This window comes from Streptomyces viridosporus (genome assembly GCF_002078235.1).
GTDB classification, from domain to species: Bacteria; Actinomycetota; Actinomycetes; order Streptomycetales; family Streptomycetaceae; genus Streptomyces; species Streptomyces viridosporus.
The window spans coordinates 1-14587 of the sequence record NZ_MSGP01000332.1 but is presented as its reverse complement, the minus strand read 5'-3'; the positions used below and the strand labels follow the sequence as shown (position 1 = coordinate 14587).

Genomic DNA, 14587 nt, shown 5'->3' with positions numbered 1-14587 from the left:
GTCCCGGCCTCGGGCGCTCCGTCCGGTCCGTGTGCTTCGTCCGGTCCGTGTGCTTCGTCCGGTCCGGGTGCGTCGCCCGGCCCGTGGACGGTACGCGCCGTGCGTCCGCGGTCCGGCCCGGGGGACGGCCCCGTCCCGGGCGCCCGGTCCGGCGCCCCGGGCCGTTTCCCGTCCCGGTCCCGCCGGTGTGCCGCGTCCGGCGTCCCGCCGTGCGCGGAGGGCGCCGGCGCGGACGGCGCGGTGTCCTGGTCGCCCTCGCGGGCAGGGTCGTTCGTACGCGGAGGCATGACCTCTCCTCGGTCGCTCGCCGGGTGCGGGGGGGTGCGGCGCGGCCCGTGCCGTGGGGGAAAACGGGCCGCGCCCGTCGGTGGGCGGGTCGGGAGCCCCGGCCGCCCGCGGACGCGCCGGGTCAGTACGCCCGGCCGCGCATCCGGCGCCACCACATCAGGGCCACGCCGATCAGCAGGATCCCGCCGGCTCCCGCACCCGCGGACGCGGCGATCAGCGCGGTGTCGCCGGAGTCCGGCGCTCCCGCGGGCCGGAGCGCGTCGCCGAGCTGGTTGCGCACGTCGTTGCCGCCCTCCACGCCCTGGGCGAGCGGGCCGCGCGACCCCTCCGTCGGGTTGGCCAGGTACGGGAAGGCGGCACCGAACTCCTTGTCGTTGGCGTCGACCGCGTCGCCCAGGTCGTTCTCCGCCCCGACCAGTTCCCCCTCGACGACCTGGAGCGCCGCGTCGATCACGTCGTCCGTCAGCCGACGGCCGTTGGGGAAGCCCGCGTCGTCGCCGTCCAGGACGCCCAGCCGCTTCGGCTTCGCCGCCGGCTCGATCGACGTGTTGAGGCGCAGCATCTCCGACGGCGTCACGTGCGGCGGCCGGTTGAGCCCCTCGACGCCCTTGAGGAACACGTCGACGAGGTCGTCGCGCGGCTCGGCGGGCGCCTCGATCTCGTAGATCGCCTCGATGAGCTTCGGCAGTTCGGGGTGGGTGACGTTCTTCAGGAACCGCGCGTCGTCCCACGGCGCGGACGCGTTGAACGCGTCCTTGTCCTTCAGCGGGTTGACGACCTCGTTGACCAGCGGGTTGCCCAGCCGTGAGACCTGGACGAACCGCCCCTCGGCGTTCTTGCGCTGCGTCGTCGACCAGATGCCGACGACCGGCTGGTCCGCCGACTCGGTGATCATGCGGGTCGGGACCTGGAGGGCGAGGGAGTTGACGTTGTAGCCCTTGAGGGTGTCGTTGCCGACCTCGGAGAGGTTCCCGCCGTACAGCAGGTCGAAGACGCGCAGGTCGAGGAAGAACGGGTCGTCGGCCTGCCCGGCGAACGTCTTCGCGCCGCCCGCCAGGTCCCGCACGGCCTGCTTCCGCAGGGTGTCGTAGTCCGGCATGGACGCCTTGCCGACGTTCGACGGCGCCACGGGCACGTCGTCCGCGATCTTCGTGCGGGACACCAGGTGCTGGTCCTTCAGTTTCAGCAGCTCGATGTCGTAGGTCTGGGTGATGTTGAGGTCGGGGTCGTCCAAGCCGGTGACCGGGCCCGTGTTGTAGAGGAACGTCCTGTCGTTCTTCGTGTGGGTCCGGAACGTGTAGCGGAACAGCAGTTCGCCCTGCGCGTCCCCGTTGTTGTCGATGTGGATGTCGTACTGCGCGTCCTCGGCGAAGGTGAAGAAGTTCGGTCCGCCGGCCGGCTCCTCGAACGGGATCCAGTTCGCGATGACCGTCGTCGTGTCCGGCCGGTCGGGGCTGACGAACGCGTACAGGTCCGTGTTGTCGTACTGCGGGGTGCCCGAGATCAGCGGGGCCTCCCGGTGGCTGGAGGCGGAGGCCGCCCCCGGTTCCAGCGCGGTGGCGCCGGCGGCCGCGAGCCCGCCGGCGGCCAGCGCACCGCAGAGCAGGGTGGCGAGGCTCCTGTGCCCCGCACCGGTCGTGGAGTTGGGTGTCATGCCGTCCGTCCTCAGTGCCGACGTGCCTGGTGCACCGGGATTCGGAACGGGGGGCGGGCCGGATTGGTCGAGTTCTCGGAACCCGTCGCCGGAGCACCGCCTCCCCGGTCGCCCGCCCGTGGCATTTCCCGCGGCCGGACCCGCGTTTTCGGCCCGCTGATCCGTACTTTCCCTCCGGAGGCGCGTTCGCCGCGCTCATCCGGTGCGATCGGACGGTCCCGGCGGGACCCGGAGGGGGGAGGAAGCGCGTTGGAGGCGGACGAGCTTCTGGTGCTGGTGGCCGAGGGCGACCACAAGGCATTCGAGGAGCTGTACGGGCTGGTCTCCGGGCCGGTGTACGGACTGGTGCGGCGCGTGGTGCGCGACCCCGCCCAGTCCGAGGAGGTGGCCCAGGAGGTGCTGCTCGAACTCTGGCGCTCGGCCGCGCGGTTCGACCCCGGCCGGGGCAGCGCGCTGTCCTGGGTCCTCACCCTCGCCCACCGCCGTGCCGTCGACCGGGTGCGCAGCGCCCGCGCGGCCGGCGAGCGCGAGCAGCGCGAGGCCCGGCGCTCCGACGGCCCCGCCTTCGACCACGTCGCCGAGGAGGTCGAGGCCGGACTGGAACGCGAGTGGGTGCGCCGCTGCCTGGACCGGCTCACCGCACTCCAGCGCCAGTCGGTCACCCTCGCCTACTACGAGGGCTACACCTACCGAGAGGTGGCCGAGCGGCTGTCGCTGCCGCTCGGCACGGTCAAGACCCGTATGCGCGACGGCCTGATCCGCCTGCGCGACTGCCTGGGAGGCGCGGCATGAGCCTGCTGGCCCGACTGGTGCGCCGCGGGGATCCGCACTCGCTCGCCGCTCCCTACGCGCTCGACGCCCTGGAGCCGGCCGAACGCGTCCGCTTCGAGAAGCACCTGGAGTCCTGCGGCCGCTGCACCGCCGAGGTGCGCGTCCTCGCCGAGGACGCCGTGCGGCTCGCCTGGTCCGCGGCCGCTCCCGCGCCCGCGGCCCTGCGCGACCGCGTCCTGGCCGCCGTGCGGAACACCCCGCAGGACCCCGCGCCCCGGGAGCCGGCCCGGGCGCGTGCGGCGCAACTGCCGCCGCACGTGTGGGGCGCCGCCCCGGTGCCGCGCGCCCGGGAGCGGCGCCGGGCGCCGCTGTTCGTGCCGTTCGCGACGGCCACCGCCGCCGCGGCGCTCGTCGTCGCCTCGCTGTTCGCCGTCCAGGCGGGCCGGACCCAGGACCGGCTGGACGCCGAACGCGACCGGTCACGTGAGATCGCCCACGTCCTGGCCGCTCCGGACGCCCGTGCGGGCAGCGGCCGGGACGCACGCGGCCGCACGATCGGAGTGATCGCCTCCGTATCGGCGGGGAGCGCGGTCGTCACCCTCGGCGGGTACGACGACCCTCCGAACGGACGTGTGCGCCAGTTGTGGCTGATGCGCCCGGGCGCCGGGCCGCGTTCCCTGGGGCTCTTCGAGGGCGAAGCGCCCCTGGTCGCCTCCGGCCTGGAGAAGTCCGCGACGTCACTCGCGGTGACCGTCGAACCTGACGGAGGGTCACCGCAGCCCACCGGCCGGCCCATCGTCCAACTCGCCCTGAAAACGGTCGGATTCGGAGAGTAATCGTCGGGTGTTCGTCAACCCCCTTATGGGGAAGGTGAATCCTGTGACCTCGATACACGTGTGCCCGGACGGGGCGATAGGGTTACTCTGCCCGGGCCGGGTGGACTCGTACGGGTGGGGAGTGACATGGAACAGATAACAGTGCGCAGCAGGGCCAGGGTCCCTGCGATCACCTGCGGGAGCAGCGCGACCAGTTCGCGCCTCGACCGCCACCTCTCGGTGCTGGCGGGCCCCGCCGTCCCGCAGCGGGAGACGGCCGAGGCGACGTCGCTGATGCGCGAGCTCATCGCGCGTGACACCGCGCACGACCGCGGCGCCAGGAGCGCGCGGGCACGGGCGAGCCGCGTCTCGCTCTTCGCCCCGCTGCGCCGGCTGCGCCGCTCCCTGTTCGGCAGCCGGTAGCGCCCGCGCCCGGACGGTCACGCCGTCCCGGCGCAGCGCCCCGCCCGCGTCCGTCGTCCCCGCGGTACGCAGCGGCGTCCCGGCGCACCCCGAGCACACCCCCGGTCGGCGCCCCGATCCCACCCGGCAGCGAGCCGGGGCCGCCGGCCTCTCCCGTCCCGGCCGTGCACCTCGTCGTCCTCCCGTGCGCCTCTCGCCGCACCGCGAGGGGCGCGCCCACACCACCCGCAGCACCGCGCACCGGCCCGGTGCGCCCATGACGGGACGCGTCCCCGGCCGGGCGTCAGATCAGCGCCAGCTGGCCCTCGGGTCCCTCCTCGTGCGCGTCCAGGACCGAGGCGGGCCGGCGCGCGGAGGACGGCACCGGGAGGACACCCGCCTCGCGCAGCTCGGCCGAGGTGATCGGGTCGGGCATCCGCGGGTCCGCCTGCGCGGCCCGCCACGGGCGCAGTTCGGCGAGCAGGGCGAGGACCGTGACCAGCTCCAGGAGCTCCGAGGTCCAGGCCTGCGGCCAGGCGGCCGGCCGGATCGCGGCCAGAGTGCCCGGCTCGGCCCCCTCCGTGCGGACCGCCAGCCACCGCTCCAGCACCCGCACCCCGCCCACCTCGAAGTCCCAGGCCCCGGGCGGCACCGGGGAGATGCGGCCCCCGTCGAGCGACAACACTTCCTCGTCGCGGTCGTAGCGCACCGCCGACGGACGGGAGGGCAGCGGAGCACGGACGTAGGGGCGGCGCCCGCCGGGGAGTCTGGGGCGCTCCCCGTCGCGCCGCATCAGCCACAGCGTCCGGCGGCCCACCTCCACGCCCCGCGCCCAGGTGCCGGCGTCCCCGGTGAGCGGGACCACCGGTCCGCCGGGCGCGGCGCGCCCCGCGGCCATCGTCCAGGCGAGGACGTCGAGCGGGGACACCCGGACACCGAGCCGGGCCGCCAGGTGCGCGCACAGGCCGGGGACCAGATTCGGCTCCGCGCCCCCGGGGCGGCGGTACAGCGGGCGGACCCGGCCCGGGCGGAGCAGCGGCAGCAGGGACGTGGCGAGCAGCGGGGGACCGGGGGATCCGGCGGCGGCCCCCGCGGTCTCGACGACGAAGACCTGCCGCTCGTCCGCCACCCGCCACAGCTCCGGGCGGGCCGCGTCGATCAGCCGCTGGTCGGGGATCAACCACTGCTCGTCGAACGGGGCGTGCAGCACCCGGACGGGCTCCGGGCAGGGACCCGAGGCACGGGCCAGTCGCTCCGTGCCGCCGCTCCGCCCCGGCAACTGACCGACCGCCGTGTGCGGGGTCCGGGCGCGCGTCGGCTGGAACAGCGCCTCGCGGTCCGGTCCCTCGGCCTTCACGAGGGCGTCCCAACGTGCCTTCAGGGATGCCACGTCGGGGGCCGCCGGCCACCCCCGGCCGAGCCGCGGCGGTGCGACGGACCACGGCATGAGGTCCGCCAGCGGCGGAGCGTCGTCGTGCGTCACGCCGGGCATCGTACGGCCTTCGGCCGACCGGGGTCAGGGGCCGGTGGATCAGGTGGCGTCCAGGGTCACCGTGAAGGAGAAGCGGTCGCCCCGGTAGTTGATGACGGCCACGTCCAGCGGACGGCCGCCGGCGTCGTAGGTGACGCCCGTGTAGTGCAGGATCGGGCTGAGCAGCGGCACCCGGAGCAGACGGGCCGTCTCCGGGTCGGCGAGCCGTGCCTCCACCGTGTCCGTGATGCGGCTGATCTCCACCCCGACGACATCGCGCAGCACCTTGGTCATCGGCCAGCGCACGAGGTCGTCCAGGTCGATCCGCGCGGCCAGTTCGGGACGGACGTAGTTGCGGGCGTGGTTGGTCGGCTCGCCCGTCTTCTCGTCGCTGCGCAGCCGGTGGTAGGACGCCGCCTCGGACAGGTCGGGGAAGTACTCGGCGACGCCGGCCGGTATCGGCGCCGGGCCGTGCTCCAGCAGTTCGGTGGTCATCCCGGACTGCTGGGCCACGATCGCGTCCACCGAGCCCAGCAGGCGGACCGGGGCGCCCCGTCTGGCGTCGGGCTCGATGAACGTGCCGCGCCGGCGGTGACGGGTGATCAGCCCTTCCTCCTCCAGCTCCTTCAGCGCCTGCCGCATGGTCAGCACGCTCACCCCGTAGTGCCCGGCCAGCTGTTCCTCGGTGGGCAGGCGGAGCGGGTCCTGCGGCGAGCGGCCGAGGATCGAGGCGCGCAGCGACTGCGAGACCTGGTACCAGAGCGGCAGCTTGCGGTTCAGGACGATCGAGTCCGGAGCGAAGGAGGTCACGGGCTATCCGTACCGGTCGGGAACGTTCAGTGCAACGTGGGCCGCGAGGGGCGCGCGGGCCCGAGGGGGCGAGTGCGGCCGGGCCCCCGGCACCGGCCGCACCACCCCGGCGCGAAACCGCGTCACAGGGCGCGGAAGTGGCGCTCGAGGCCCTGCCAGACGTCGTCGTAGCCCTGCTGCAGGTGTTCCGCCCGCGCCGCCTGGGGGGTCAGGGACACCGGCCAGCGGGTCTCGAACATGAAGGCGAGGCCGTCGTCGATCTTCTGCGGGCGCAGTTCCGCGGCGCTCGCCCGCTCGAAGGTCTCCCGGTCGGGGCCGTGCGCCGACATCATGTTGTGCAGCGACCCACCGCCCGGCACGAAGCCCTCCGCCTTCGCGTCGTAGGCGCCCTCGATCAGGCCCATGTACTCGCTCATCACGTTCCGGTGGAAGTACGGCGGCCGGAAGGTGTCCTCCCCCACCAGCCAGCGCGGGGCGAAGACCACGAAGTCCACCCCGGCCAGCCCCGGGGTGTCGCTCGGCGAGGTGAGCACCGTGAAGATCGACGGGTCCGGGTGGTCGTAGGAGATGGTGCCCATCACATTGAAGCGGCGCAGGTCGTAGACGTACGGCACATGGTTGCCGTGCCAGGCGACGACGTCGAGCGGGGAGTGGTCGTAGGTGGCCGACCAGAGGTTGCCGCAGAACTTGTTCACCACCTCCACCGGCCCCTCGACGTCCTCGTACGCGGCGACGGGCGCGCGGAAGTCCCGGACGTTGGCCAGCCCGTTGGCGCCGATCGGGCCGAGGTCGGGGAGCTGGAAGGGGGCGCCGTAGTTCTCGCACACGTAACCGCGGGCGCTCTCCTCCAGGAGCTCCACGCGGAAGCGCACCCCGCGGGGGATCAGCGCGATGTGTCCCGGCTCCGCGTGCAGCAGCCCGAACTCGGTGCGCAGCAGCAGTCCGCCGCGCTCCGGGACGATCAGCAGCTCGCCGTCGGCATCGCTGAGGACGCGGTCCATCGAGGAGGTGGCGTGGTACAGGTGCACGGCCATACCGGTGCGCTGGGCGACGTCGCCGTTGCCGCCCAGGGTCCACAGACCGGCCAGGAAGTCGGTGCCCTCGGCGGGCTCCGGCAGGGGGTTCCAGCGCAGGCGGTTGGGGTCGGGCACCGTCTGGGTGAAGGGCGCGGTGCGGAGCGCGCCGTTGGCCGTGCGGGTGAACGCCGGGTGGGCGGCCGACGGGCGGATCCGGTAGAGCCAGGAGCGGCGGTTGTGCGCCCGCGGCTCGGTGAACGCCGTACCGCTCAGCTGCTCCGCGTACAGCCCGAGCGGTGCGCGCTGCGGCGAGTTGCGGCCCTCGGGCAGGGCGCCCGGAACCGCCTCCGAGCTGTGCTCGTTGCCGAAGCCGGAGAGGTATTCCAGTCCTTCGGCGATCTTGCGCGCGTCCCCGGTCATGTCGGCTGCTCCCTTGCGATGCGATTCCTATGCGACACCGTAGGATTGCGTTTTCCCGAGCGCAAGGGGACTGCGTGGTTCCGGCCCGGGTGTTTCCGGCCGCCGCCGTCCTCCCGCGCGGCCCCTTTCCCACCGTCTTCCCGCGCGGTCCTCCTTCCCGCCGTCGTTCCGCCGTCGTCCTCCCGCGCTCTCCTCTCGGCGGAGGACGCGGAACCCGACTCCAGGGGGATCCGGGAGACCGGACCGGCGTTCTACGCTCCCCGGCATGGGGTGGAAGCGGAGGCTGATCATCGCGCTCGCGGCCTGTGCCGTGCTGCTGGCCGGATCCGCGGGCTGCGGGTCCCGGGACGCCCGGGGGCAGGACGGGGCATCGTCCCCACCGGCCGGCAGGCTCCTGGACGAGCGGGACCAGGAGGGCCGGCCCTACCGCGAGGTGGGCGGTGAGGACGCGCCCGGGGTCGGGATCGAGGTCACGCCCGACACCGACGGCGGCTGGGACGTGCGGCTGACCGTGCGCAACTTCCGCTTCTCGCCCGAGGGGACGGGCGGCCGGGTGGCGGCCGGCCGCGGTCTGGCCCGCCTCTACGTGGACGACCGCCTCGTCGCGGTGCTGCGCACCCCCGAGCACCGCCTCTCCGCCCGCTCCCTCCCGCGCGGCACGCACCGGGTCACCGCCCGTCTGCACGCCGACGACGGCTCGGTGTGGGCCGTGGACGGAGAGCCGGTGGAGAGCACGGCCGACGTCACGGTGTCGGAGCGGGATCCGGGCGCGGACCCGGACGCGGGCCCGGATGCGGGCCCGGCCGACACGCCGTCCGCGACCGGCGGCCCGGCGGCCGACCCGGCGCCCGGCCCGGTGGGCGGAGCGGACGGCGGAGGGTGAGGTTCACCGAAGGATGCCGAAGAGGCATCATGACTCCCGTGCCTCCGACGTCATCGCTCCGCCGGGCGCCCGTGCAGCGGCGCAGCGCCGAACGGCTGGCCAGGATCCTCGACGCCTGTGCCGAACTCCTCGACGAGGTCGGCTACGACGAGCTGAGCACCCGTGCCGTCGCGCAGCGCGCCGGGGTGCCCATCGGCTCCGTCTACCGCTTCTTCGGCAACAAGCGCCAGATGGCCGACGCGCTGGCCCAGCGCAACCTGGAGCGCTTCTCCGGACGGGTCGCCGAACGTCTCGAGGTCGCCGGCGAGCGGGGGTGGCGGCACGCCATGGACGTCGTGATCGACGAGTACCTGGACATGAAGCGCACCGCACTCGGCTTCTCCCTCGTCGACTTCGGCAACCAGATCCCGGTCGGCACCCGCCGGACCGAACCCAACCACCGCGTCTCCGACCGGATCCTCGGCCTGCTCCTCGGCCACCTGGGCCGCGAAGCCGCCGACGAGGAGCTGCGCCGCACCTTCCTCGTCGCCGTCGAGACCGCCGACGCCCTCGTCCACCTGGCGTTCCGGATGGCGCCCGAGGGGGACGAGAAGGTCGTCGCGGAACTGCGGGAGATGCTGGGCGCCTATCTGGCCCGCGTCCTGGACTGAACGCCCCACGACCGGTCCGGTCCGCGACAGACCCTCCCCTCCATGCCTACCGGTCGGTATGCTCGGCTCGTCCGTGCTTCACCCTTGCTTCCCCTTGCTTTCCCTTGCTTTCCCTTGCTTTCCCCGTGCTCCCGACCGCGCTCGGGCAGGGGAGGCCCCCACCCGCAGCCGTCGTACCCGGGAGGTCCCGTGTCCCGCACCGCCCTTCGTATCTGCCCCCTGTGCGAGGCCACCTGCGGTCTGGTCCTCACCGTCGACGACGGCCACGTCACCGGTGCCCGCGGCGACCGCGACGACGTCTTCAGCAAGGGGTTCATCTGCCCCAAGGGCGCCGCCTTCGGCGCCGTGGACTCCGACCCCGACCGGCTGCGCACCCCGCTCGTCCGCGTCGACGGCGAACTGCGCGAGGCCACGTGGGAGGAGGCGTTCGACGCCGTGGCCGCCGGGATCCGGCCCGTCGTCGAGCGGTACGGACCGGACGCCGTCGGCGTCGTCCTCGGCAACCCCAACGTGCACACCGTGGCCGGTGCCCTCTACCCGCCCCTGCTGCTCGCCGGGCTCGGCACCCGCAGCCTGTTCACCGCCTCCACGGTCGACCAGATGCCCAAGCACGTCTCCAGCGGACTGCTCTTCGGCGACGCGAACGCGATCCCGGTGCCCGATCTGGACCGCACCGACCACCTGCTGCTGATCGGCGCCAACCCGCTGGAGTCCAACGGCAGCCTGTGCACCGCCCCCGACTTCCCCGGCCGGCTCAGGGCGCTGAAGGCCCGTGGCGGCACCCTCACCGTCGTCGACCCGCGCCGCACCCGCACCGCCCGCCTCGCCGACCGGCACATCGCCCTCCGCCCCGGCACCGACGCCCTGCTGCTCGCGGCGATGGCGCACGTGCTGTTCGACGAGGGCCTCGTCGACCCGGGGGACCTGGCGGCGCACCTGAAGGGGCTCGACGAACTCCCGGCGGCGCTGGACGGCTTCACCCCCGAAGCGGCGGCCGGCGCCTGCGACGTGGACGCGGCCACCATCCGCGCCCTCGCCCGCGAACTCGCCGCCGCCCCCACCGCCGCCGTCTACGGCCGCATCGGCAGCTGCACCGTCCCGCACGGCACCCTCGCGAGCTGGCTCGTCGACGTCCTCAACATCCTCACCGGCAACCTCGACCGGCCCGGCGGTGCCCTCTTCCCGCAGGCCGCCACCGGCAGGGCCCCGCGTCCCGCCGGACCCGGCCGCGGCTTCGCCCTCGGACGCTGGCACTCCCGGGTGCGCCGGCACCCCGAGGCCAAGGGCGAACTGCCGCTGGCCGCCCTCGCCGAGGAGATCGACACCGCCACCGTCGAGGGCGAGCCGATCCGCGCCGTCGTCGCCGTCGCCGCCAACCCGGTGCTGTCCGCCCCGGACGGCGACCGGCTCGACAAGGCCCTCGCCTCCCTCGACTTCATGGTGAGCGTCGACCCGTACCTCAACGAGACCTCGCGCCACGCCCACGTCGTCCTGCCGCCGCCCCCGCCCGCGCAGAGCCCGCACCACGACTTCGCCTTCAACGCCCTGGCCGTGCGCAACCAGGTCCGCTACACCCGCCCGGCCGTCCCACTGGAGCCCGGCCGCATGGCCGAGACGGAGATCCTGGCGCGGCTCGTCCTCGCGGCCTCCGGCGGGCACGGCACCGACCCCGCCGCCGTGGACGCCCTGGTGATCGACCGGACGCTCGACAAGGCCGTGCGAGAACCCCACTCCCCGGTGCACGGCCGCGACCCGAAGGCCCTCGCGGCCCTGCTGACCGGCGAGAACGGCCCCGAACGGCGGCTGGACATGATGCTGCGCCTCGGTCCGTACGGCGACGGCTTCGGCGCCGACCCGGACGGACTCACCCTGCGCGAACTGCTCGCCCACCCGCACGGCATCGACCTGGGACCGCTGCGCCCGAGGCTGCCCCAGCCGCTGAGGACCCGCAGCGGAAAGGTGGAGCTGCTGCCGGAACCGATCGCCGCCGACCTCCCGCGGCTGCGCGCCGCCCTGGACGAGCGCCCCGGCGGACTCGTCCTCGTCGGCCGCCGCCATCTGCGGTCCAACAACAGCTGGATGCACAACGTGCCCGTCCTCACCGGCGGTTCCAACCGCTGCACCCTGCACCTCCACCCCGAGGACGCCGAACGCCTCGGGGTACGGGACGGGGAGCCGGTGCGCGTCAAGGGCGCCGGGGGAGAGGTGACCGCGCCGGCCGAGGTCACCGACGCGGTGCGCCGGGGCGTGGTGAGCCTGCCGCACGGCTGGGGGCACGACCGGCCCGGCACCCGCATGCGGCACGCCGCGGCCGACCCCGGGGTCAACGTCAACCAGCTCCTCGACGGCAGCCTCCTCGACCCGCTGTCGGGCAACGCCGTCCTCAACGGGATTCCGGTCGAGGTGGCCCCGCTGACCGCCCGCTGACCTGAGCAAAGCTGTGACCTGGGGTTTTGCTCTTATTGCTCGCACGCCGACGTCTTGCTGACGCGGCTCGGCCGCACCTAACGTCGTCGCACCGCCGGCCCTGGTGGGATGTTCAAGGGCGAACGTTAGGTGTCCACTCATGCTGACCATCCTCGGCTTCGCCATGATCGCGACCTTCCTGGTCCTGATCATGATGAAGAAGATGTCGCCGATCGCGGCGCTCGTGCTGATCCCCGCGCTGTTCTGCGTGTTCGTCGGCAAGGGCGCCCACCTCGGTGACTACGTCATCGACGGCGTGTCCAGCCTCGCCCCCACCGCGGCGATGCTCATGTTCGCGATCGTCTACTTCGGCGTGATGATCGACGTCGGTCTCTTCGACCCGATCGTCCGGGGGATCCTGAGGTTCTGCAAGGCGGACCCGATGCGGATCGTCGTCGGCACCGCGCTGCTCGCCGCGATCGTGTCGCTGGACGGCGACGGGTCCACCACCTTCATGATCACCGTCTCGGCGATGTACCCGCTGTACAAGCGCCTGAAGATGAGCCTGGTCGTGATGACCGGTGTCGCCGCCATGGCCAACGGCGTGATGAACACCCTTCCCTGGGGCGGCCCGACGGCCCGCGCCGCCACCGCGCTGAAGCTCGACGCCAGCGACGTCTTCGTCCCGATGATCCCGGCCCTGCTGGTCGGCCTGCTGGGCGTGGTCCTCCTGGCCTACGTGCTCGGTCTGCGGGAGCGCAGGCGGCTGGGCGCGCTGACCCTGGGGGAGACCCCGGCGGAGGAGGGGACCGGGGCGAGGGAGACCGAGACCGTGCTGGTCGGCGCGGGCACCGGGACCGGCACCGGGTCCGGCGCTGTCACCGGTGCGGGCCCCGGCAAGGAGGCCCCGTCCGCCGGCGGTTCCGGCGCCGGGACGGACACCGACGCGCGGGACGACGACTTCCGGGGCCTCGACCCGGACCGCCCCACCCTGCGCCCCAAGCTGTACTGGTTCAACGCGCTGCTCACGGTGGTCCTGCTCACCGCCATGATCATGGAGTGGCTGCCGATCCCGGTGCTGTTCCTGCTCGGCGCCGCGCTCGCGCTCACCGTCAACTTCCCGCACATCCCCGACCAGAAGGCCCGTATCGCGGCCCACGCCGACAACGTCCTGAACGTCTCCGGCATGGTCTTCGCCGCCGCCGTCTTCACCGGTGTCCTCCAGGGCACCGGGATGGTCGACCACATGGCCGAGTGGCTGGTGGGCATCGTCCCCGAGGCCATGGGCCCGCACATGGCCCTGGTCACCGGCGTGCTGAGCCTGCCGCTGACGTACTTCATGTCCAACGACGGCTTCTACTTCGGCGTCCTGCCGGTGCTCGCCGAGGCCGGCGCGGCGCACGGCGTCTCCCCGCTGGAGATGGCCCGCGCCTCCCTGGTCGGCCAGCCGCTGCACATGTCCAGCCCGCTCGTCCCCGCGGTGTACGTCCTGGTCGGCATGGCCAGGGTCGAGTTCGGCGACCACACGCGGTTCGTGGTGAAGTGGGCGGCCCTCACCTGCCTGCTGATCCTCGCGGCCGGAATCCTGTTCGGCATCATCTGACCCCGGCCCACCCCCAGGACACTCCAAGGAGGACACGATCATGGCGCCCGGCGGGAACCGCGGCTGGCTGCTCCGCCTCGTCATCGCCTTCGGCTTCGCGCAGGGGGCGGTGTCGATGGCCCGGCCCGCCGTCTCCTACCGGGCGCTCGCGCTGGGCGCGGACGAGCGGGCGATCGGGGTGATCGCGGGCGCGTACGCGCTGCTGCCGCTGTTCGCCGCCGTACCGCTCGGCCGGCGCACCGACCACGGCCGCTGCGCGCCCCTGCTGCCGGCCGGCGTGGTCCTCATATCCGGCGGCTGCGCGCTGAGCGGGCTGGTGGACTCCCTGGGGGCGATGGGCCTGTGGAGCGGGGTGATGGGCCTCGGCCACCTCTGCTTCGTCATCGGCGCGCAGTCGCTGGTCGCCCGCCAGTCGGCGCCGCACGAACAGGACCGCAACTTCGGCCACTTCACCATCGGCGCCTCCCTCGGCCAGCTGATCGGTCCGATCGCGGCGGGCGCGCTGATCGGCGGTTCCGACATGGCCGGCACCAGCACGCTCGCCCTGCTGACGGCGGGCGCGGGCGCGGCGGTCGCCTGCACCTCGCTGTGGCGCATCGAGCATCCGGCGGCGGCCCCCTCCCGTACGGCCCCGGGCGAGCGCGTCCCGGTCGGGCGCATCCTGCGGGCCCGGGGCGTTCCGGCCGGCATCCTCATCAGCATGGCCGTGCTGTCCGCGACCGACATCCTCACCGCCTACCTCCCCGTGGTCGGCGAGCACCGGGGCATCGCCCCGTCGGTCGTCGGCCTGCTGCTCAGCCTGCGGGCCGCGGCCACCATCGCCTGCCGGCTGGTCCTCACCCCGCTGCTGCGGCTGCTCGGCCGCACGGTCCTGCTGACGGTGACGTGTCTGCTGGCCGCGGTGCTCTGCGCGGGCATCGCGGTGCCGGTCCCGGTGGGGGCGCTGGCCGTGATGCTCGCGGCGCTCGGCTTCTGCCTGGGCGTCGGCCAGCCGCTGTCGATGACCACGGTGGTCCAGGCCGCCCCCGCGGACGCCCGCTCCACGGCCCTCGCCCTGCGCCTGACCGGCAACCGCCTGGGCCAGGTCGCCGCGCCCGCGGCGGCGGGCCTGGTCGCGGGCGCGGCAGGCGTGGCGGCTCCCTTCGTGATGCTGGGCGCCCTGCTGTTCCTGTCCGCGGGCGTCGCCCTGCGCACCCCCGCCGCACCGGCCGACGCGACCGCCCCCGCGGAGGACCCTCCGCCCCGGACGGGCCCCGACCGCACCCGGGCCCGTCACCTGCGCTGACCGCCGCCGGACGGCCGCCGCCGTACGGGCCAACGGCGCGGTGCGGTCGCACGGCAGGGGGGGGGAAGAACATGGTTCCGGCCGTCCTGTCCGTCGTCCTCGTCGCCGGAGGA

The 14587-nt window shown here is 74.1% G+C and carries 12 protein-coding genes; 8 read left to right on the top strand and 4 right to left on the bottom strand.

Going from position 1 to position 14587, the window contains the following annotated elements; genetic code table 11:
* Window positions 1–409: 409 nt before the first annotated feature.
* Window positions 410–1942, bottom strand: a complete 1533-nt coding sequence (locus tag B7L92_RS23115; protein WP_081239365.1) for a DUF4331 domain-containing protein — start codon at window positions 1940–1942, stop codon at window positions 410–412.
* A gap of 249 nt (window positions 1943–2191) precedes the next feature.
* On the opposite strand from B7L92_RS23115, the gene B7L92_RS23110 reads away from it, so the two are divergent.
* The 3 genes from B7L92_RS23110 (at window position 2192) to B7L92_RS23100 (ending at window position 3951) form a co-directional block, all read left to right on the top strand.
* Complete coding sequence (locus B7L92_RS23110; RefSeq protein WP_081239364.1) at window positions 2192–2734, top strand: sigma-70 family RNA polymerase sigma factor; 543 nt, start codon at window positions 2192–2194, stop codon at window positions 2732–2734.
* Entirely contained in the window at window positions 2731–3549 is an 819-nt protein-coding gene (locus B7L92_RS23105) for an anti-sigma factor (protein ID WP_081239363.1), read from the top strand. Before B7L92_RS23110 ends, B7L92_RS23105 begins: the two co-directional genes overlap by 4 nt.
* Before the next feature lie 126 nt (window positions 3550–3675).
* On the top strand, window positions 3676–3951 hold the full coding sequence (locus B7L92_RS23100) for a hypothetical protein (protein WP_016826944.1): 276 nt from the start codon (window positions 3676–3678) through the stop codon (window positions 3949–3951).
* Window positions 3952–4234: 283 nt separating this feature from the next.
* On the opposite strand, the gene B7L92_RS23095 is transcribed toward B7L92_RS23100, so the two are convergent.
* From B7L92_RS23095 to hmgA, 3 genes are all read right to left on the bottom strand, one after another.
* The gene (locus B7L92_RS23095) at window positions 4235–5422 is read right to left on the bottom strand and encodes a type ISP restriction/modification enzyme (RefSeq protein WP_081239362.1); all 1188 of its coding nucleotides are present in this window, start codon (window positions 5420–5422) and stop codon (window positions 4235–4237) included.
* A 39-nt stretch (window positions 5423–5461) separates the two neighbouring features.
* The gene (locus B7L92_RS23090; RefSeq protein ID WP_081239361.1) at window positions 5462–6211 is read right to left on the bottom strand and encodes a GntR family transcriptional regulator; all 750 of its coding nucleotides are present in this window, start codon (window positions 6209–6211) and stop codon (window positions 5462–5464) included.
* Between the two features lie 122 nt (window positions 6212–6333).
* Entirely contained in the window at window positions 6334–7647 is a 1314-nt protein-coding gene (hmgA, locus tag B7L92_RS23085; protein ID WP_081239360.1) for a homogentisate 1,2-dioxygenase, read from the bottom strand.
* Between the two features lie 265 nt (window positions 7648–7912).
* Between hmgA and B7L92_RS23080 the strand changes: the two genes are divergently transcribed.
* The 5 genes from B7L92_RS23080 to B7L92_RS23060 all read left to right on the top strand — a co-directional run bounded on the left by B7L92_RS23080 (window position 7913) and on the right by B7L92_RS23060 (window position 14474).
* A complete protein-coding gene (locus B7L92_RS23080) occupies window positions 7913–8530 on the top strand; it encodes a hypothetical protein (protein WP_081239359.1) in 618 nt (205 codons plus the stop codon).
* Window positions 8531–8559: 29 nt separating this feature from the next.
* Entirely contained in the window at window positions 8560–9180 is a 621-nt protein-coding gene (locus B7L92_RS23075) for a TetR/AcrR family transcriptional regulator (RefSeq protein WP_081239358.1), read from the top strand.
* 189 nt (window positions 9181–9369) lie between these two features.
* On the top strand, window positions 9370–11607 hold the full coding sequence (locus B7L92_RS23070) for a molybdopterin oxidoreductase family protein (protein ID WP_081239357.1): 2238 nt from the start codon (window positions 9370–9372) through the stop codon (window positions 11605–11607).
* Between the two features lie 139 nt (window positions 11608–11746).
* Window positions 11747–13189 carry a CitMHS family transporter gene (locus tag B7L92_RS23065; protein ID WP_081239356.1) on the top strand — a complete coding sequence of 481 codons (1443 nt, stop codon included), beginning with the start codon at window positions 11747–11749 and terminating at the stop codon, window positions 13187–13189.
* Between the two features lie 40 nt (window positions 13190–13229).
* The gene (locus tag B7L92_RS23060) at window positions 13230–14474 is read left to right on the top strand and encodes an MFS transporter (RefSeq protein ID WP_081239355.1); all 1245 of its coding nucleotides are present in this window, start codon (window positions 13230–13232) and stop codon (window positions 14472–14474) included.
* Window positions 14475–14587 lie beyond the last annotated feature (113 nt).